The organism is Sphingomonas sp. SP5 (assembly GCF_058313455.1).
Genome location: NZ_JBZFLF010000003.1, coordinates 113,257 through 132,989, shown reverse-complemented (window position 1 = coordinate 132,989; position 19,733 = coordinate 113,257). Strand labels below are relative to the sequence as shown.

Genomic DNA, 19,733 nt, shown 5'->3' with positions numbered 1-19,733 from the left:
AGATCGTGACCACAGCTAGCGGAAACGTCCGTCGGGTTTCAAGGAATGCTTGATTTCACCCGAATCATCGCCGGTGTTGCCGGCCAGCGCGAGACGTTTGAGGAACTGGTTTGCCAGATCGCCAGGCGCGTGCCGCCGAACGGAAGCTCCGAGTTCCGACGGATTCATGGCGCGGGGGGCGACGGCGGGGTCGAAGCCGTCTGGCTGCTGAAGAACGGCGAGGAGGTCGGATACCAGGCCAAATTCTATGTCACCTCCGCCGGCATCGACTGGGCCGCGATCGACAACTCGGTCGACACCGCGCTCTCTACCCACTCGGCGATGACGACGATGCACATCGCCATCGCTTGCTCACTCACCGGGCCCACGAGGCGGCGGACCAAGGCGGGCGCGCCCACCGCCAACGGCTGGAGCGAGTGGGACACGCGTAAGGCCAAATGGACGGCTAATGCGGCGGCTCTCGGCCGGGAGGTCGAATTCGTCCCCTGGACGGCACCAGACATCGAGGAACTCCTTACCAGGCCGGAGACGATTGGACTCTCCGATTACTGGTTCGGCGCGATTGAACTGACGCCAGAGCGGCTTGCGCAGGAATGCCAACGAACGGTCGATGCACTCGAGGAACGGTATCACCCCGAGGACCACGTCGACGTATCGACGCGGTCGGTCTTTGACGGCCTGCTGCACAACGCCGCCCTCGGCCAAGCCATCGCGACGACGCGCGCCGTTCTCGTCGATACACGACGCCTTGGCCGTCGGCCGGCCCTGCTCGGCAGCGCGGACGGCGCGCGACTGGAGACGATCGACGCACTCGCCACAAAGCTGATCGACAGCATGGCGCAGCCTCCGGGGCCGCGCGACGAAGCAGCATACTCCGGCTGGGAGAGCACCGCGCTCGAACTGCGACAGCTGCTGTTCGAGTCGATCGAGGCCGACGGCGACCTCCTGCGCAAGGCCAAGGACAAGGACAAGACCGCCCCGTCCGACGGGACGACGCCGATTCCGATCGAAGAAGGCAATGACCGAGCCTCCCTCGACTACCATCTCCACGGCCTGCGAAAATTGCAGGACGCCGTCGGCGACGTACTGCGACTGACCGCCTCCAGCGCGTGCAGGGCTGATGCGACACGCTTCGCCCTGCTCGACGGGAGAGCTGGCTCGGGCAAATCGCACCTCATTGCCTCCGAGATCGAGCGCGCGCTGGCAAGCCGCGCGCCGGCCCTATTCATGATCGGGACGGACTTTACCACCCACGGTACTCCCGAGAACCAGACGCTTGCGCACTTCGAATGGGGCCAGTCCACCTTCGACAAGATGCTGGGTGCGCTGTCGGCCCGGGCCGAGGCGGAAGGGACACGGGGACTCGTCGCGATCGACGCGCTCAATGAAGGTGCCGGTGCGGCGCTCTGGAGGAGCACGCTGCAGGGATTCGCGCGACGGGTGCTCACCTTCCCCAATCTGGCGCTGTGCGTGTCATGCCGGCGCGAATACCTGGATCACCTGATCATGCCCGCGGTCGCGCAGATGGCGACGACGGTCGAGATCACGGGCTTCGAGACCCCCGCCGACGTCGAGCGGGCCGCGCGCGTCTACATGGACAAGCGCGGGATCGTACGCCCGGCAACGCCTTGGCTAAACCCCGAATTCTCTAATCCGTTGTTTCTGCGGACGACGTGCCTTGCGCTCCAAGCCGAGGGGCGCACCGCTTTCCCCCGCGGGATGCGGGGCACCAGCGAGGTGCTGAACTTCTACTTGACGTCGACCGGTCGGCATCTCGGCACGAGCTACGACGGTAGCGATGTGCTCGTAGGACCGCTGCGCTCGGCCGTGCTGGCGCTGGCGACGTCCATGGCGGACGCCATGCGGGACAGCGTCCGGCGCGGCGACGCGCACCGGATCGTCGAGCAGGCGTTCGAGGGGTTCGCCCCTCCAGCGAGCAAGACCTGGCTCGAGACCCTGCGCTTCCAGGGGCTGCTCAGATACGATCCCGACCCGGGCACCAACCCCAAGGATCCGCTTGCGGTCCCTGTCGACGTGGTCCGCTTCTCGTTCCAGCGCTTCAGCGACCATCTCGTGGCCCGTGCACTGCTCGAAGGGGTGCCGTCCCCCGCTGGCCTATTCGAACCGGGCGGCAAGCTCGCCTTTCTCCTTGCAGAATATGGTGTCGCCTACGAGTGGAGCGGGCTGTTCTACGCGCTCTTCCTGCATTTCGCCGACCGCTATGGCGTGGAACTGGTCGATGAGCTGCCGGGCGGGTTCGACGACTGGTGGGACAGATGGCCGGTCGAGGACGCCTTCGTCGACAGCATCCGCTGGCGTTCGCCAACGGCTTTCTCCGACCGGACGCTCGAACTGCTGAACCGCCTCAGCCGACATGAGGAGGACATCACCGCGCTGCTGGTCGAACTCGCGGTCGTCGAGGATCACCCCTGGAATGTCGAGCTCCTCCACCGCAACCTGATCTCGCGGACCATCGCCGAGCGCGACGCATTTTGGACAGTCGCGATCAACGCCGCCCATGACGATCCTGGTCACCCACTCGTCCGCCTCACGGACTGGAGCCTGAATTCAGGCGCCGGCCAGGCCTCCGACGCTACCTTGGGCCTCGCGCTCGTGACCCTCGCCTGGAGCTGCGCCAGCACGAGCGCCCGCATCCGCGACACGGCGTCGAAGGCGGTCCTCTCGATCCTCGCGACCCGCCCCGCGCTCGCCGCGCCGTTGTTCGAGCGTTTCACCGGCTGCGACGATCCTTACGTCGTGGAACGGCTCTACGCCGCGCTGTACGGAGCAGCGCTGAGGACGCCGGATCCCGCCACCCTGGGCAAATTCGCGAGCGTCGCCTGGCGTAACTGCTTCGAGGGCGGCGCCCCAGTTCACCTGCTTGCCAGGGACTACGCGCGCGGGACCATAGAACTGGCCGTATCGGTGGGCTCGTGCGATCCATCCGTCGATCTCGTGCGCTGCCGCCCGCCTTACGGCTCGACGCCCCCCAGCTTCAGCGTCACGAAGGCTCGCGTCGACGCCCGCGGCGAGCGGGTTGGCGCGCGTTCGATCCTGAGTTCCTGCTACGACGGCCTAGCCGACTTCGGCCGCTACGTCCTGGAAGGACGCGTGCACCGCTTCTCGGAAGCTCGCCTGTCTGGGCCGCGTCCGATCACGGCGGACGAAAGCGGGGAGGCGTTCTTCAAGGAAGTCGTTGCCGGCCGGAGCGACATTGAGAGTGCGTTCTCCGAGCTCCGCACCGCCTATGCAGAAAGGCGCGTCAGCTTCGATCGCGACTCTTTTGAGGTAATCGTCCCCCCAGCCGACCGTCGCCGGATCGTCCGTGCGACGGCATCGCTCCTAGCGCTCCTGACGCCCCCGCAGCGCAAGCGCTACGCGGCCGAGGCGAACGCCTGGGTGATGGGAAGCGGTGGCCACGAGTGGATCATCCCAGGCAAGGGCAAGGGCGCGGAGTTCGATGCGCAGAAATGCAAGGTCTGGGTGGCCAACCGGGCGCTCTCGTTCGGCTGGACGGCGGAACGCTTCCCGGGCGACCGATATCTTTCCGGAAGAAGCGAGCGGGGTGGTCGCATCGAGCGGATCGGCAAGAAATATCAGCGGATCGCCATGATGGAACTGCTGGCGCGCCTCGCGGACAACTTCTGGATGAAGCCGCAATGGGGAAGCGGTGCCGCGGTCTACGACAATCCGCTCGACGTTGAGTTCACCCGCGACCTCGAACCTTCGATCATGCCTGCCGACCAAGAGACGACGACGCGGGCCGACCTGCCGCAGGTCCCGCCACTCGTCTGCGAATCGCTGCCGGTCGAGCGGAGGGGCGACTGGGTGGCGGATCCGGACCTGCCTGGCAGCCGCCTCGCCCTGGCAACCTGCCCTGACCTTGGCGAGCCGGGCTGGTTGACCCTCTATCGCTACGCGGGGCACGACATCGACGCCGAACGCGAGGACCGGCACCTGGATGCGCCGTGGCTCCAGAGCGACTTCCACTTCCTCGCCGCCGTGCTCCTCTCTCCCGACGACAGGGCGCGCCTGATCGAAGACGCAGTCGCCGACGCATACGACTTCCACGAATGGCTACCGGGCCAGACGACCGACGGTCCCTACGTCGGCGAGCTGGCGCGACGCGACACGTGGCGCGATGAACCTTGGACGACACTCGACGCTCGCCTGATCGGAAAGTCCCGCAGTTACAGAGTCATACGGCCCACCGCAGACTTCCTCTGGGAGAGCCATCTCGACGGGAGCCTGCCCAACGGGTTCTCCCGGCACGTGCCGATACCCTGGCTGATCCGTGGTCTGGGACTCATGGCAGATATGAATAACCTCGGCGTCTTCCTCGATGCGAAAGGAGCACCGACGATCGTCACGGGAAGAGCCAGGGGTGGCGATCGGGGCAGTTACGTCCTTGTCCGCCGCGACCCGTTCCTAGCCTTGGCACGGAAGAACGACCTCGAGCCTATCTGGACAGTGATCGGAGAACGCCGCGCGACGACGCTCAAGAAGAAGCGACACCCAGACATCCGCGTGCGCTACAATGGATTGCTTTGGTTCGAGAGCAATACGGAGAAGCATGCGCACTGGTCGAACAACGACTAGGTGCGCTCCCTTGGTCAGCTTGTTGAGGTGCAGAGGACAAGATGAATAATCGGCAGGTTTCGGGCTTGCGGCGAATCAGCTTAAATGGCCGTAGCTGGGCGCATCGCTGCCGTCGGACCGCCCTCAAGATCAGATTTCCCAGCAATCTGAGTGTCAATCGCTTTCATCCCGGGCGCGCCAAAATCAACCCGGCCGGATAGCCCTGAGCACCGCTAACTGCAAAATGGTATGGAGGCTGACCCTCCGCCCGATAGCAAGACGTTGAGGCGGGGTAGATATCTACGCAGATCCGAGTAGATCACTAGTATGAGCATTGATCTTTTCGGAGCCTTCAAGCCTGACAACGAACTGCATCCGCAGTATCTGAAAACGCGCGACGATCCGAAATTTGCTCCAGCGCGCGCAGTCCTGCGCGAGATTGCGGCAACCATGACGGACCCGGACGGCAATTTCGCCGAGCAATTTCAGACCCACGGCTTCGACGCGCGCACCTTCGAGATATACCTGCAGGCTCTCTTCACCGAAGGCGGGCACTCAATCGACCGCACCCACGACCGGCCGGACTTCCTTATCTCCCGCGACGGGGTGACCGCGGCGGTTGAGGCCGTGACGGCTAACCCGCCCCCAGCGAAGAATTATCAGCCGTACGTCCCGGTGCAGCGGAAGCCGCCGAAGGGTCGTGAGGAAGCCATGCGATACCTCAAACACGAGGTCGCGATCAAGCTCGGCAGCCCGCTCTATTCCAAGCTCCAAAAACGGTATTGGGAACTCCCTCACGTCGCCGGACTCCCGCTGGTGCTGGCAATCGAAACCTTTCACGGGGATGGATCGCTGACGCTTTCGTCGATTGCGCTATCGCAGTACCTTCTGGGAGTGGATCACCGGTTCCGCTTTGATAAAGTCGGAAATTTGGTGGTAGAGGCAGACGCGATAGCCGAACACGTCGGCTCGAAAACGATACCGTCGAACTTCTTTGCGCAGCCAGAGGCGGAGCACATCTCCGCAGTGCTGTTCTGCAACGCCGGCACAATTCCAAAATTCGCGCGCATTGGCCACCAGGGTGCATATCGATCAGACGCGGTCCGGATGGTGCGCTACGGCAACTGCCTAGACCTGGATCCCAACGCGACCCGCCCGCAACCGTTCGCGTTCGAGGTCGGCGATCCGGACGTTCCGCTGGAGCCATGGCGCGACGGCTCAGTACTGATCCACAATCCCAACGCGCTCCTTCCGCTGCCACCGGAGTGGCTGGGCGCGGGGGCCGAAGAGGATCTCGGACCTAACGGGACCATTGTCACCACGTGGAAAGATCCGTTCCAACCATTCGCGTCGCACACTGCGATGTTTGCTGGGAACATCAGCGACAACGAAATGTGGACTGCGATAGAGTTCGAAATGATGAAGCTGGCTATGGGGCAAGCTCTAGGCGATAGTTGGCGGTGATGGCGGCGCAGGCGTTTCGGCAGGGATCGCGCCAATGACGGTCGTCGCATGCTGGCTGGATGAGGCGTTCGGCGTCAGGTCAGTCGCCGCGTTGGCCGACGCTCGGGCGTCGGAGAAGACGAGCGGCACATGGCACACGCACTCCGACAGCACGATCAAGCTCTTTGCCATTGAAGTTCGCTGCTTTCACGTCGATTCCCTCTCGCCCGGCTTGGGCGTGCATGTCGATCCCTACCACGAAACCACCATCGGGATCGGGTTCGCCGGACACTGCTTCGAGGCCCTCACCGTCATCGCCCATATCCAACGGGCAATGGGTGCGCTGAGTAGCGTCGGCGGCGGGGAGCCACTGCCTACGGCCGAGGGGCTGGTCAACCTCGCCAAAGTGATCGCCGAGCGCTACCTTCGCGACCATCGCTTCGGAACGAAGCGGGGGTTGGAGTTGCTGCTGTTCGGCTGGGACGGCCCAAACCTGCCATGGGTCGGGAAACTGGTCTGGAGCCGACGGGATCGAATAATCTCGAGCAAGCTGTACGACCCTGCCTCGTCCTTGGTCGTGACTATCGGCGACGAGGGCAGATCAACTCAGATCACCGTCGCGGCGCGCCTATTTCGGAAGGTAGGACGCCGGCTTGCGTTGCGGCGCGGCGAGACGCGGACGGAGAGCAATGAATTCGCCAAAGCCGTGCTGGCCGTGCACGCATCCCGGTTCGTTGAGGAAGGTGTGGGTAAGATTATTGAAGATGAGTTTGCGCGAAGCGTTGGCGGCGTGCGGCAGAAGGTTCAGATCGGGTGGGACAGCAATCGCGCAGTTGGCGCCTTCACCGCTGATGACAGGCCGCAGCTGATGGATGGGCTACCATCTGCCAGTCGGGCGTCTCTTCTCGCACCTATTCCGATCGTGCAAAAGATGCAGTGAATGGCTTGCGAGTGAGATACTTATCCCGACGGGGACGACGGGAACGGTTGCAAAATTCGCGGTCAACCAGCCCTCAGGACGGAAATCTCCCAATGATCTGAGTGCCCATCGCTTTCACCTCGGGCGCGCCAACGTACCGTGTACGTCAGTGCCGGCAGCGAGTGGCCTCAGATCCGCAGCAGGATGTTGGCGAGCAGGGGGCGGATCCGGCGCAGTTCGCCGCGGTGCGCCTCGGCGAGGTGTTCGATCAGTTCCTCGCCCTTTTCGGTGAGCGACACGGGCACGCGGCGCCGGTCGCCGTCCGTCTCGCGCCGTTCGACCAGTTCCTGTTTCGCCAGCCGGTCGATGAGGCCGGTTACGCTGTTCGGCCGCAGCGCCAATTGCTGGGCGAGCTCGCCGATCAGCATCGCCGCATCGGGCGCCGCACGGATGGCGAGCATCGCCTGATGCTGCTGCGGAGTCAGGCCGGCACCCTGCGCCGCCGTCTCGCTGAAGGACAGGAATTCGCGCAGCTCCCGGCGGAAACCGGCCAGTGCACGATATTCCTCTTCGGTGATCGCTCTACCCATGTCATTTTAATTACACGACCTTGGCCTGGGTTCCACCTCGTAATACGAAACATCGGTTAGCGGCTGGGGCGGTCAGTGCATCCGGGTCGCCAGATTGCCGAGCACCACCAGGGTTCCTGCGACCATCAACACCACGATCAGACTGGAGAAGAGCAGGAGCATGAGATCGTGCCGGGACGAGCGGCCGAGGCCGATATGGAGAAAACAGCGGAAGTGGACGACGGCCTGCACCAGCGCCAAGACGAAGACCACGGCGAGCGTCGTGCCCCGATCGGCGAAGTGCCAATCGACGCCGGCGAAGGCGGCCCCGGTCAGGAGCAGCGCCAGCACCAGGCCGACGACGTAGGATCGCGTCTCGCGTGCGCGTTCGCTCATGCCGCCAGCCCCTGCAGATAGACGACCGAGAAGATCGCGATCCAGACGATATCGAGGAAATGCCAGAACAGCCCCAGCCACAGCAGGTTGATCTTCACCCGCTCGTCGAGACCGATCGTCACCACCTGTACCGCCATGACGATGATCCACAGGCATCCTGTCGCGACGTGCAGCCCGTGCAGCGGCACCAGCGCGAAGAACCCCGACAGGAAGCCGCTGCGCTGCGGCCAGGCGTGGTGCGCGAACATCGTCGCGAAATCACGCAACTCCATGACGAGAAAGCCGATGCCGAGCAGCAGCGTGATCGCCATCCAGCCCAGCAGCCGCACCCGCGAATCCCGGTATTTCAGCGACAGCGACGCCATGCCCCAGGTCACGCTGCTGGCGAGCAACAGGCAGGTTTCGATGAAGGCCGGGCGCAGTTCGAACACGTCCTGCGGCGTCGGGCCGCCGGCCGTTCCCGCCAGCATCACGCCATAGGTGGCGAAGAGCAGCGCGAAGATGATCGCATCGCTCATCAGGAACAGCCAGAAGCCGAACAGGCCCTGTTCGGCCTCGCGATCTGGCACGTCGGCGTGATCGTCCAGCACCGGGCCGGGATGGGGCGCGCGGGCGGCGGTCATGCCGCTGCCTCTGCCGCGGGGTCGGCGACGCCGCGATTGGCGGTGCTGATCTCGAGCGCGCGGGTGATCGCCGGCGTCCGCTTCACGGTATCGCGCCAGTGGCGGTCGGTCGCCTCGACCTCAGCGGCCGGGATTGTCCGGTCGACGTTGCGCACGGCGCTGCGGACGATGACAGTCGCGACGACCGCGACCATGCCGACGATCGCCAGCCACCAGGCGTGCCATACCAGACCCAGTGCCGTGAGGAGGGCGGCGATGCCGATCACCGGCCCCAGCGCACTCGGCCGCGGCGTGGTGATGGGATGGTAACGGTCGGGCGGCGCGATGGCGGGGCCGTCATGCTTGCCGTCGTAGAAGGGATAGGGTCCGTCGACCTGCGGCGACACCGCGAAATTATACTCGGGCGGCGGCGAGGAGGTCGCCCATTCCAGGCCGCGGCCGTCCCACGGATCGCCCGCCCACACCTCGGTCGCGTGGCGATTGCGGATGCTGACCCACAATTGCACCATCAGCGACGCAAGCGCCGCAAGCACGACGAAGGCCCCTGCCAGCGCGACGTACAGCCAGGGGCGGAAATCGGGCTCCAGGATCTCGGCGGTGCGCCGCGCCATGCCGCTCGCCCCCAGCACGTACAGCGGCATGAAGGCGAGATAGAAGCCGATCACCCAGCAGCCGAACGCGATCCGGCCCCAGCGTTCGTCGAGGCGGAAGCCGAACGCCTTGGGGAACCAGTAATGATAGCCGGCGAGCAGGCCGTAGAGCAGGCCCGGGATCAGCATGTTGTGGAAATGCGCGACCAGGAACAGGGTGTTGTGGAACACGTAATCGAGCGGCGGGATCGCCAGCACGATGCCGCTGAGGCCGCCCAGCGTAAACGTCACCATGAAGGCGAGCGCGTACAGCATCGGCACGGTGAAGCGCACCCGCCCGCGGAACATCGTCCAGATCCAGTCATAGATCTTGACGCCGGTCGGGATGCCGATCGTCATCGTCGCGATGCCGAACACGGCATTGAGGTTCGCCGACTGCCCCATCGTGAAGAAATGGTGGACCCACACCGTGAAGCTGAGCACCGCGATCGTCATCGTCGCGATGACGAGCGAGGTATAGCCGTACAGGCGCTTGCCGGAAAACGTCGAGACGACTTCGGAATAGATGCCGAAGGCGGGGAGGATGAGGATGTAGACCTCCGGATGGCCGAACAGCCAGAACAAATTGGCATAGTTCATCATGTTGCCACCAAGCGCGTTGGTGAACATGTGGAAGCCGAGATAGCGGTCGAGTGCGAGCAGCGCGGTGGCGACGGTCAGCGGCGGCATGGCGAAGATCATCAGGATCGCGGTGCACAGCGACGTCCAGCAGAACAGCTGCATCCGCATCAGCGTCATGCCCGGGCAGCGCAGCTTGTGTATGGTGCAGGCGATGTTGATCCCGCCCAGCGTCGAGCCGATCGATCCCAGCGTCACCGCCCAGATCCAGTAATCCGGCCCGACATCCGGGCTGAAGGCGAGGCCGGTATATGGGGGATAGCCCGTCCAGCCGCCGGTCGAGAACCGGCCGACCACCAGCGACACCATCATCAGCACCGCGCCGGCGCCGGTCAGCCACAGCGCGACCGAATTGGCCCAGGGAAACGCCATATCCCGCGCGCCGATCTGCAGCGGCATGATATAGTTGATGAGGCCGGTGATGAACGGCATCGCCATGAAGAAGATCATGATCGAACCGTGGGTGGAAAACAGCTGCGCGAAATGGTCGGAGGACAGCACGCCCGCATGCTCGATCGCGGTTGCCTGCTGCACGCGCATCAGCACCGCCTCGATGATCGCGCGCGCCATCATCACGAACGCGACGACGATATACATGATGCCGATCTTCTTGTGATCGAGACTGGTCAGCCAGTCGCGCCACAGCGTGCCCCATAGACGGTAGCGGGTCAGCAGCAGCACCAGCGCGGCGGCGGCGACGATCACCAGAATGGCGGCACCAGCGGCGATGCCCTCGGAGAGGCTGGGGTGCTGCCAGGCGCGCACGATCGGCAGGTCTGTCCACGCGAAGCGGCCGAGCAGCGCCGGCAGGACGGGTGTGGCGCTCATCGCGCGGTTTCCCTCATCACGTGATGGAACAGGCCGGGCGGGACGCTGGCGTAGAACGACGGCTGCGGCGCGACCGCCCGGCGCGACAGCTGCGACCAGGCCGCCGCGTCGAGCGGTCGGGCACCGGCGCGAACCCGCGCCAGCCACGCGGCATAGTCTCGCGGCGGCAGCGCCAGGACGGTGAATGTCTGCTTCGGAAAGCCGTTTCCATTATATTGCACGTTCGCCCCCCGATAGAGTCCGGGCCGATCGGCGCGCAGGTTCAACTGCGTCCGCATCGCCGGCATCGCGTAGATCTGCCCGCCCAATCGCGGAATCATCATCGATTGCATCACGGTGGCGCTGGTGAGATCGAGCCGCACCGGGCGCCCCACGGGGATCGCCAGCTGGTCCACCGCGGCGACGCGCGCGTCCGGATAGACGAACAGCCATTTCCAATCGAGCGCCACCGCCTGCACCACCAGTGGCGCCGCCGCCTCCCCCGATGCGGCGGGCAGCGGGCGATAGGGATCGTCGCGATGCGTCGCGTGCCACAGCAGCACCGACAGCAGCACGACGATCGCCACCGGCGGGAACCAGATAAACCCCTCCAGCCCCCAGGAGAACGCCCATTTGGGGCGATAGGCATGATGCCGGTTCGCCCGCCGGTAATGCCAGGCGACGAGCGGCACCAGCAGCAGCACCGGCGCCGCGACGAAGGCGAGCACGATGGCGACCACCGCGAACAGATGGCGCTGGTCGTCCGCCACCGGACCGGCGGCGGCGAGGAAGCCATGCGACAGGGCCGCGCAGCCGCCGAGGGCGAGCGGCAGCACCAGCAGCGCCACGCTCGCGCCGAACGCGCGCCTCAAGGCAGCCGCCGGATCGTGGCGCGGCGCAATTCGCGGTCGTTGCGCGAGTAATAGAGCCAGATCCGCCCCTCCCGCACGACAGCGGAGGCGGCGAAGGCGATGTCGCGCGGCCCGTCGACGTCGTCGGGCGGCGCAATCAGCGGCGCTTCGCCACGCGCGACGATGCGAGCGAGGTCCGGGGTGAAGGCGACCCAGCCGATGCCCCAGTTCGCCTGCGCGTCGGCACCGTTGTAGAACATGATAGGGCAGTCGGGATCGCCGGTCAGCAGCGGCCCGGTCGACAGGTGGTAATCGTCCCACATCGACGGGCGGACCGTGAAGGGATCGCCGCGGTGATGCCAGTCCGCGTCCGGCCCGGTGCCATCGGCGAGGCCGATCAGCGAATGGCCGTCATGCGCATATTCGTAGAGCAGCCGCCAGCGATCGCCATCGCGCATCACCGCCGCTTCCTTGCTGTTGCGTTCGCTCTTGCTGTTGCGCAGCGCGACGCCGCGCTTGGTCAGCGACGCCATATCCGGTCCGGTGGCGTACAGCATGTGGCCGGTGCCGCCATCGTCGACGCCGGTGTAGAGCACGGTATAGCCGTCGTCGGTGCGCACCACCGTCGGGTCTTCGCAGCCGGCGGCATCGTCACCGGTGCCGCCGATGATCGCCGGCTCATCGGCCATGCGGAACAGCGCGCCGTCGCTGCCGCTGCGGCCATACCAGATGCGGCCCGAATCCGCGTCCGCCGCGCCTTCGGCGGGCACGGCGCGCAGCAGCATGTGGAAACCGGAATCGCCCGGTTCCTGCCAGACGTACGGGCTCATCAGGTCGCGCTTGAGCAGCACGTCCGGGCCGAAGATCGCGATGTCGTCGATCCGCTCGACCGCGAAGCCGATGTCGGGTCGGGCTGCGCCCCCCTTCCCGCTCATGCCGCCGCCGCCCACGCCTGTGCCAGTCCGGCACGGCTGCGCGCGATCACCGCGTCGAGATCCGTCGCGTAGAGGGAATCTTCGACGTCGATCGAGAAGATCTCGATCACATAGGGGCGGTCGTATCCGGTGCGGCGCGTCGCCGCGAGTAACGCGGCGAGTGGAATGCTGCCGTCGCCCGGCACGATGCGATCGGCGAACGAGCGCGGGCGCCGCCAGTCGCTCGCCTGCACCGTGAAGATGCGATCACCCGCCCGGGCGATCGCGCCCTCGACATCGTCGTTCTGCCAGATGTTCCAATAGTCGAGGCACAGGCCGACCGCGTCGCTGCCGCTGTCGGCGATCACGTCGAGCGCTTGGTCGATCGTCCAGATGGCGCTTTCGACGTTGACCGAAGTGGGGTTGAGCGGCTCCAGCGCCAACAGCACGCCATGATCGGCGGCGACCCGCCCCAGTTCGCCCAGTTCCCGCGCCACGACGCGCATTGCGTCTGCCATGTCGCCCTCGGGATGGGCGCCGGTGTTGGTGATGAAGGGCACGCCCGGCGCGTATTTCGCGAGCCGCTCGATCGTGCCGCGCAGGGCGGCGACGCGGTCCTGCAATGCCGGCGGGTCGGGCATCATCCGGCTGGAGAAGAAGGTACGCACGCGCGGCTGGACGCCGCTGATCGTCAGGCCGGCAGCGGCGATGGACGCCATCTGATCGGCCAGGCGGGCATCGTCCAGCTTGGCCTCCACCACCTCGATCGCGTCGACGCCGCCTGCCGCATAATGCGCGACATCCTCGTCGAACGACCAAGGTTGCGTAGTGAATTCACTGATCCCGAAAACGAATGCCCCGTCTGCCATGCGCGCCTCCCTAGCGGCACTGAACCATTTCGCTGCACGAAATATCCATTAAGCAGGATTACTGATCCCGATGAGCACCGGTCGAACCATCGCCCGCGCCTAGGCGCCCGTGCCCTGCAACAGCGACAGGCCCCCATCCATCACGATCTGCGCACCGGTGATGTACGCGCCCGCCGGAGAGGCGAGGAACACCGCCAGCCCCGCCACTTCGTCCGGGCGCCCGGCACGGCCGGCGGGGATGTTGCGCTCCAAGGATTCGCGATAGTCGGCATCGTGCAGCGCCTTGTCGTTCATCGGCGTCAGGATCATCCCCGGTGCGATCGCATTGACCGTGATGCCGCGCTTGGCGACCTCGATCGCCAGCGTCCGGGTCAGGTTCGCCTGCCCGCCCTTCGCCGCGTCGTAATCGGCGCCGCCGGTCCGCATCGCGAAGGCGTGGATCGAGGTGATGTTGACGATCGCCCCCGGCCGTCCGGTCGGCTGCAGATCGCGCACGAAGCGGCGGCAGGTGAGGAAACTGCCGGTCAGGTCGGTGGCGAGCAGCCGGTTCCATTGCTCCAGCTGCATGTCGGCGACCTTCACGCCGCTCATGTTGAGGCCGGCCGAATTGACCAGGATGTCCGGCACGCCGAGCGCATCGGCGACCGCGTCATAGCCCTGTTCGACCGAGGCTTCGTCGGCGACATCGACCTGCACCGCGAAGCCGCGTCCACCCAGCGCCTGGACCGCGCGCACGCCGCTGTCGGCGGCATCCTTGTCCTTGAAATAGAAGATGCCGACGTCCGCGCCCGCCGCCGCAAGCGCCGCGACGCAGGCAGCCCCGATCCCGGATTCACCCCCGGTGACGATGGCGATACGATGCTGGAGCGTGGACGACGACATAAAACGGGCTTCCTTCGCATGACGAGATAAAGCCGGAACCGTCGAGCCGCTGGAACGCTCCACCGCCAACACGATTTGCAAAGGACGGCGGATGGCGGAGGAGCGTGCACCCCTGGTGGTGGTGACCGGGGCGGCGGGAACGATCGGCACCGTCCTCGGCCATGCGCTGGCGGGCGGCTATACCGTCGTCGGTCTGGACGAGCCGGGCAAGACGGCCGACATGCCGCTGATCCCGGTCGATCTCACCGCCGATGCCTCGGTCGATCACGCGCTGGAGCGGCTGCGCGACGAACATGGCGCGCGGATCGCGAGCGTCATCCACCTGGCCGGCTACGACGATTTCTCGGGCGAGCCCAATCCGCTGTACCAGGAACTCACCGTCGACGGCACGCGGCGGCTGCTGGACGGGCTGCAACGCTTTCGCGTCGAACAGTTCGTGTTCATGAGCACGATGCTGGTCGAACAGGCGACCGGCCCCGACGGCACGGTGGACGAGGATCGCCCGCTCCAGCCGCGCTGGGCCTATCCGCAGTCCAAAGCGGAGGCGGAGGCGGTGGTGCGCGAACGCCACGGCGCCATCCCCGGGGTGATCCTGCGGCTCGCCGGCCTGTATGACGAGCGCACGGTGGTGCCGACGCTCGCGCACCAGATCGCCCGCATCCGCGAGCGCGCGCTGGAGAGCCATGTCTACGCCGGCGACCTCGATACCGCGCAGTCGATGATCCATCATGCCGATGTCGCCAGCGCGATGCGCGCGGTGGTGGACCGGCGCGCGGCGTTGCCGGCGAACACGGTGATGCTGCTCGGCGAACCCGACCCGCCGGGCTATCGCCGGTTGCAGGACGCGATCGGCGAAGCGCTGCACGGCGAGGCGTGGACGACGCTGCGCGTGCCCGCCGCGGTGGCGGCGGCGGGCGCCTGGGTACAGGACACGGTGCTGAAGCACCTGCCCGAGCGGCTGGGCGGAACGGACGATCCGTTCCTGCGCCCGTTCATGATGGCGGCGGCGGGCGACACCTATGCGCTCGACATCGATCGCGCCCGCACCCTGCTCGGCTGGGAACCGCGGCATCGCCTGCTCGGCGTGCTGCCCGCGATCATCGCCGGCCTGAAGGACGACCCCGAGGGCTGGTACGCGCGCAACGGCATCCACCGCAATCCGTGATCGTTTATGTCGCAGGAGGATATTTCGCCGCGCGGCGGCGTTGGGCGGGCACGAGCAAAGGGGCAGCCTATGGATACGCACTACGACCTGATCGTGATCGGCAGCGGCCCGGGCGGCGCGTCGCTGGCGCAGGCGCTGGCGCCGACCGGCAAGCGTATCCTGATCCTCGAACGCGGCGGCTACCTGCCGCGCGAGGAGGCGAACTGGAGCGCCAAGGCGGTGTTCGTCGACGGCCGCTACCAGGCGGACGAAACCTGGATCGCCCGCGACGGCCGCGCATTCCATCCGCAGCTGCATTATTACGTCGGCGGCAATTCGAAGGTCTACGGCGCCGCGCTGTTCCGGCTGCGCGAGCGTGACTTCGAGGCGGTGCGGCACAAGGACGGCGTCTCCCCCGCCTGGCCTCTATCATATGCCGACTTCGCGCCCTGGTATGACGCGGCCGAAGCGCTGTTCCATGTCCATGGCCGCCGCGGCGAGGACCCGCTCGATCCCGGCGCCACCCCCTACCCCTTCATCCCCGTCCGCCACGAGCCCAAGGTGCAGGAACTGTCCGACCGCCTGAGCGGCATCGGCCTCCACCCCTTTCACCTGCCGCTCGGTATCCGGCTCGACCAGAAGGAGGACGGGTTCGCGACGCCGACCAGCACCTGCATGCGCTGTTCGTTCTTCGACGGCTTTCCCTGCCTGCTCAACGGCAAGGCGGATGCGCAGGTGATGTGCGTCGACCCGATGCTGGCGGCGCACGACAACGTCACGCTGCTGACCGGCGCCTATGCCGAGCGGCTGGACACGGACGACAGCGGTCGCCGCATCACCGGCGTGCAGGTGACGCGCGACGGGCGCCAGGAACATTACACCGCCGGCACGGTGGTGGTCGCGTGCGGCGCACTGTCGTCCGCACTGCTGCTGCTGCGATCGGCGAACGATGCACATCCCAACGGGCTCGCCAACGGCTCCGGCCTCGTCGGCCGCAACTATATGCGCCACGAGATGAGCATCGTGATGGCGGTGATGAAGGAGGCGAACGACACCGTCTTCCAGAAGACGCTGGCTCTGAGCGATTATTACTTCGGCACCGACGAATGGGGTGACGCCGACGGGCCGTGGCCGCTCGGCCTCATCCAGATGTGCGCCACCAGCCACGCCGAACAGATCAAGGGCGAGGCGCCGCTCGGTGCGCTGATGCAGCACCTGCCCGACATGCCGTTCGAGGAACTGGCGCGCCATTCGATGGACTTCTGGTTGCAGGCCGAGGACCTGCCTCGTCCGGACAACCGTGTCTATTACCAGGGGGATCAGGTGCACCTCGATCTCACCCCGACCAGCCCGGAAGCGCTGGACCGGCTTAAGGCGAAGCTGAAGCACATCCTGTCGGCAATCGGCTGGCCGGCGATGCTGGTCGACCGGTCGCTGTACCTCGGCAAGGACATTCCGCTCGCCGGCACCGCGCACCAGGCGGGCACCTGCCGCTTCGGCACCGACCCCGCCCAGTCCGTCCTCGATCTCGATTGCCGCGCGCATGAGGTCGACAACCTCTACGTTACCGACGCCAGCTTCTTCCCCTCGATCGGCGCGGTCAATCCGACGCTGACCATCATCGCCAACGCGCTGCGCGTCGCCGACGTGCTGAAGGCGCGGCTGTGACCGCCGCCGCCATCGCGGCGCTGGTGGTGCGGTGCGGGCTGGTGCTGCTGTTCCTGCCGTTCAGCGCGGCCGACAAGTTGCTCGGCTTTCGCCACGCGGTCGGGCAGGCGGAGGGGGTGTTTCCGAAGCCGCTGGCGGTGATCGCGATCCTGATCGGCCTCGCCATCGAGATCGTCTGCTCGCTGGGCGTCGTCACCGGCATCGCCGATCGCGCCGCCGCGCTGGTGATCGCCGGCTATTGCGCGGGCACGGCAGTGCTCTTCAAACGCTTCTGGGCGCAGGGCGATTTCTGGGCGGACGCGGACGGCAAGGGCCGCACGCTGTTCTGGGATTTTCTCAAGAACCTATCGCTCGGCGCGGGCTTCCTGCTGATCGTCGTCGGCAGCGACGGCCGCGGCCTCGCGCCCTTCGTCGACGCCCCCTTCGCATCCACCCATCCCTACAGGAGCCAGCCATGAGCGATGCCGGTCCGCCGCCGACCACCCCCTTCCAGCACCTCTACGTCGATGCCGACGGGGTCAGCCGCTTCGCCGATTGCGCGCTCGACGGCTATCAACAGAAAAGCGTCGGCCCTGCCGACCCGCAGTGGAACAAGGCGCTGGAGCGTGGCGAGGCGACGGTGGTGTTCACCGTGCAACCGGTCGGCTGGGTCGGCGACTGGCACGAGAACCCGGCACCGCAATGGATCGTCGTGCTGTCCGGCCGCTGGTGGGTGGAGGCGATGGACGGCACCCGCATCGAACAGGGTCCCGGCGAATTCTCGTTCGGCGAGGATCAGGGCTGCACCGAACGCGACGGGCGCAAGGGCCATCGGTCGGGCACGATCGGCGACGAGCCCTGCCGCCTGATGACCGTGCAATTGCATCGCGACCCCCGCCGCGAACCCTGTTCGGTATGACGCTGCACGCGATCCGCGGTTTTCGGCTGGTCACCGCCGACCCGGACCGGCTGTCGCGCTTCTACGCCGCGCTCGGCTTCACGGTCGGCAAGACCGAGCCGATCGCGGCTGAGGAGGCGGCGCGGATCGGGGTGGCGGGTGGCATGCGGACAAGCCTGCGGCTCGGCGACATGCCGGTGACGCTCGATTGTTTCGATCGGCCGGGCCGCCCCTATCCCGCCGACGCCGATGCGGCATCGGCCTGTTTCCAGCATCTCGCGCTCGTCACCGACGACGCCGCCGCTGCATGGGCGCGTGCGCAGGCGGCGGGGGCGGTGGCGATCTCTCGCGATGGGCCGGTCGCGCTGCCGGCGAGCTCTGGTGGCGTCACCGCGATCAAGTTCCGCGATCCCGAGGGCCACCCGCTGGAGTTCCTGCAATTCCCGGACATGGCCGCCGCGGGCTGGCCGGGCCGCGGCGTGATCGGCATCGATCATAGCGCGATCGCCGTCGCCGACGCCGAGCGGTCTCGCGCTTTCTATCGCGCGCATGGCCTGTCGGAAGGTCACGCCACCCACAATCACGGGCCGGCGCAAGGGGCGCTCGATGGGCTCGACGATCCCGATGCGCAGGTCGTGCCGATGCAGCCGCCGGTGGCACGTCCGCACCTCGAGCTGCTCGGCTACCGCCGCCCGCCGGTCGGCGGCCCCACGCCGGCGATCGGCGACATCGCCGCGACGCGCATCCTGTGGGCCGCCGATGCGGACGGGGTATGGCAGGACCCCGACGGACATTGGCACGAGACGGTCAGGCGCTGAGGTCCAGCGCCAGCAGGCGCTCGCTGGCGGCGATGAATAGCCGGTGGCCATCGGGCGAGAAGCACAGGTTCGAAACGACGCCGTCGACCGCGACGCAGCCGAGCCGTCCGCCGTCCGCGTCGAGCACCGTCACCCCTTTCGCGCCGCTGACCCACAGCCAGCCGCGATCATCGACCGCCAGTCCGTCCGGATAGCCCCGATCGGCACGGTAAAGCCGCCGCCGGTCCGACAGGCCACCGTCCGCATCGACGTGGAAGGCGAACAGGTCCTGCCGGTCCCCGGCGGTGAAGCCGGGCACCTCGGCGAGCGACACCGACGTGTCGGTGACGTAGAGCGTCGCTCCGTCCGGGGAGAAGGCGATCCCGTTGGGCTGTTCGAAATCGGCCATCCGCGCGAGCGTGCCGTCGGCCGGATCGTAGCGGTAGACGCTGCGGTGATCGAGTTCCGGTTCGGCAAGCGCGCCCTGGCTCGGCATGACGATGCCGAAGTTCGGATCGGTGAACCACACCGCCCCGTCTGCCGCGATCGTCACGTCATTGGGTGAATTGAGCCGCTGCCCCTCGTAATGCGTCACCACCGGTTCGGGCTGTCCGGCCGAATCCGGCGCCGAGCGGCTGATACAGCGGCGGCCGTGTTCGCAATGCCAGATGCTGCCATCGGCCGCGACGGCATTGCCGTTCATGAACCAGGTCGCATCGATCACCACCTCGACCCGGCCGTCTTCCGCATACCAGGCCGACAGCCGGCGGTTCGGCACATCGGAAAACAGCAGCCGCCCCGCCGCCGCCTGCCACGCCGGCCCTTCGATATGGATGCCGCCCGCGTGCAGTTCGAGCAATGGCGCATCGGCCGCCAGCACCGTCCCCAGTCGCGCATCGTCGATCCGCACCGCCCCGGTCGAGAGGCAGCGCGGCGGACCGGGACGGCGCAGCAGGCGGCCGGGCAGCAGGGTCGTCATCCAGGGTCCTTTCCGATGCGGCCACGCGGGGTCATGCGGGCACATCCTGGAACGCGCGACGGGGCGATCCGCAGCAACGCTCCGGCCGTTTTGGACGCTTTGCCGTTTTCCCCTGAACCTTCAACCGCTTCCGGGGTTCTGAAGCCTCC

17 protein-coding genes are annotated in these 19,733 nt (G+C 66.7%); 8 read left to right on the top strand and 9 right to left on the bottom strand.

The window, feature by feature from the left end; all coding sequences use genetic code 11:
- Positions 1–45 precede the first annotated feature (45 nt).
- From AC4GY7_RS08205 to AC4GY7_RS08195, 3 genes are all read left to right on the top strand, one after another.
- Positions 46–4,599, top strand: coding sequence for an NACHT domain-containing protein (locus AC4GY7_RS08205; RefSeq protein ID WP_491112928.1), 4,554 nt, complete (start codon positions 46–48; stop codon positions 4,597–4,599).
- Between the two features lie 306 nt (positions 4,600–4,905).
- A complete protein-coding gene (locus AC4GY7_RS08200) occupies positions 4,906–6,042 on the top strand; it encodes a hypothetical protein (RefSeq protein ID WP_491112927.1) in 1,137 nt (378 codons plus the stop codon).
- A 34-nt stretch (positions 6,043–6,076) separates the two neighbouring features.
- On the top strand, positions 6,077–6,961 hold the full coding sequence (locus tag AC4GY7_RS08195) for a hypothetical protein (RefSeq protein WP_491112926.1): 885 nt from the start codon (positions 6,077–6,079) through the stop codon (positions 6,959–6,961).
- A 167-nt stretch (positions 6,962–7,128) separates the two neighbouring features.
- Here the strand turns inward: AC4GY7_RS08195 and AC4GY7_RS08190 are convergent, their stop codons facing one another.
- The 8 genes from AC4GY7_RS08190 to AC4GY7_RS08155 all read right to left on the bottom strand — a co-directional run bounded on the left by AC4GY7_RS08190 (position 7,129) and on the right by AC4GY7_RS08155 (position 14,119).
- Entirely contained in the window at positions 7,129–7,530 is a 402-nt protein-coding gene (locus AC4GY7_RS08190; RefSeq protein WP_443583893.1) for a MarR family winged helix-turn-helix transcriptional regulator, read from the bottom strand.
- A 72-nt stretch (positions 7,531–7,602) separates the two neighbouring features.
- Complete coding sequence (locus AC4GY7_RS08185) at positions 7,603–7,905, bottom strand: cytochrome o ubiquinol oxidase subunit IV (protein WP_491112925.1); 303 nt, start codon at positions 7,903–7,905, stop codon at positions 7,603–7,605.
- Entirely contained in the window at positions 7,902–8,528 is a 627-nt protein-coding gene (locus tag AC4GY7_RS08180) for a cytochrome c oxidase subunit 3 (RefSeq protein ID WP_491112924.1), read from the bottom strand. Before AC4GY7_RS08180 ends, AC4GY7_RS08185 begins: the two co-directional genes overlap by 4 nt.
- Positions 8,525–10,624 (bottom strand): cbb3-type cytochrome c oxidase subunit I, encoded by a 2,100-nt coding sequence (locus tag AC4GY7_RS08175; RefSeq protein ID WP_491112923.1) that lies wholly within the window; start codon positions 10,622–10,624, stop codon positions 8,525–8,527. Before AC4GY7_RS08175 ends, AC4GY7_RS08180 begins: the two co-directional genes overlap by 4 nt.
- Positions 10,621–11,475, bottom strand: a complete 855-nt coding sequence (locus AC4GY7_RS08170) for a ubiquinol oxidase subunit II (RefSeq protein ID WP_491112922.1) — start codon at positions 11,473–11,475, stop codon at positions 10,621–10,623. The genes AC4GY7_RS08175 and AC4GY7_RS08170 overlap by 4 nt, the downstream gene beginning before the upstream one ends.
- Positions 11,472–12,389: a glycoside hydrolase family 130 protein gene (locus tag AC4GY7_RS08165; RefSeq protein WP_491112921.1), complete on the bottom strand. Its 918-nt coding sequence runs from the start codon at positions 12,387–12,389 to the stop codon at positions 11,472–11,474. Before AC4GY7_RS08165 ends, AC4GY7_RS08170 begins: the two co-directional genes overlap by 4 nt.
- Positions 12,386–13,237: a sugar phosphate isomerase/epimerase family protein gene (locus AC4GY7_RS08160; RefSeq protein WP_491112920.1), complete on the bottom strand. Its 852-nt coding sequence runs from the start codon at positions 13,235–13,237 to the stop codon at positions 12,386–12,388. Before AC4GY7_RS08160 ends, AC4GY7_RS08165 begins: the two co-directional genes overlap by 4 nt.
- Positions 13,238–13,336: 99 nt before the next feature.
- Entirely contained in the window at positions 13,337–14,119 is a 783-nt protein-coding gene (locus AC4GY7_RS08155; protein ID WP_443583900.1) for an SDR family NAD(P)-dependent oxidoreductase, read from the bottom strand.
- 91 nt (positions 14,120–14,210) lie between these two features.
- Here AC4GY7_RS08155 and AC4GY7_RS08150 point away from each other — a divergent pair, with 91 nt between their 5' ends.
- The 5 genes from AC4GY7_RS08150 to AC4GY7_RS08130 all read left to right on the top strand — a co-directional run bounded on the left by AC4GY7_RS08150 (position 14,211) and on the right by AC4GY7_RS08130 (position 18,626).
- Positions 14,211–15,284 carry an NAD-dependent epimerase/dehydratase family protein gene (locus AC4GY7_RS08150; protein ID WP_491112919.1) on the top strand — a complete coding sequence of 358 codons (1,074 nt, stop codon included), beginning with the start codon at positions 14,211–14,213 and terminating at the stop codon, positions 15,282–15,284.
- Between the two features lie 69 nt (positions 15,285–15,353).
- Positions 15,354–16,931, top strand: a complete 1,578-nt coding sequence (locus AC4GY7_RS08145; RefSeq protein WP_491112918.1) for a GMC oxidoreductase — start codon at positions 15,354–15,356, stop codon at positions 16,929–16,931.
- Positions 16,928–17,389: a DoxX family protein gene (locus AC4GY7_RS08140; protein ID WP_491112917.1), complete on the top strand. Its 462-nt coding sequence runs from the start codon at positions 16,928–16,930 to the stop codon at positions 17,387–17,389. Before AC4GY7_RS08145 ends, AC4GY7_RS08140 begins: the two co-directional genes overlap by 4 nt.
- Positions 17,386–17,829, top strand: coding sequence for a cupin domain-containing protein (locus tag AC4GY7_RS08135; RefSeq protein WP_491112916.1), 444 nt, complete (start codon positions 17,386–17,388; stop codon positions 17,827–17,829). The genes AC4GY7_RS08140 and AC4GY7_RS08135 overlap by 4 nt, the downstream gene beginning before the upstream one ends.
- Positions 17,826–18,626 (top strand): VOC family protein, encoded by an 801-nt coding sequence (locus AC4GY7_RS08130; RefSeq protein ID WP_491112915.1) that lies wholly within the window; start codon positions 17,826–17,828, stop codon positions 18,624–18,626. The genes AC4GY7_RS08135 and AC4GY7_RS08130 overlap by 4 nt, the downstream gene beginning before the upstream one ends.
- Here the strand turns inward: AC4GY7_RS08130 and AC4GY7_RS08125 are convergent.
- On the bottom strand, positions 18,616–19,584 hold the full coding sequence (locus AC4GY7_RS08125; protein ID WP_491112914.1) for an SMP-30/gluconolactonase/LRE family protein: 969 nt from the start codon (positions 19,582–19,584) through the stop codon (positions 18,616–18,618). The genes AC4GY7_RS08130 and AC4GY7_RS08125 overlap by 11 nt on opposite strands.
- Positions 19,585–19,733 lie beyond the last annotated feature (149 nt).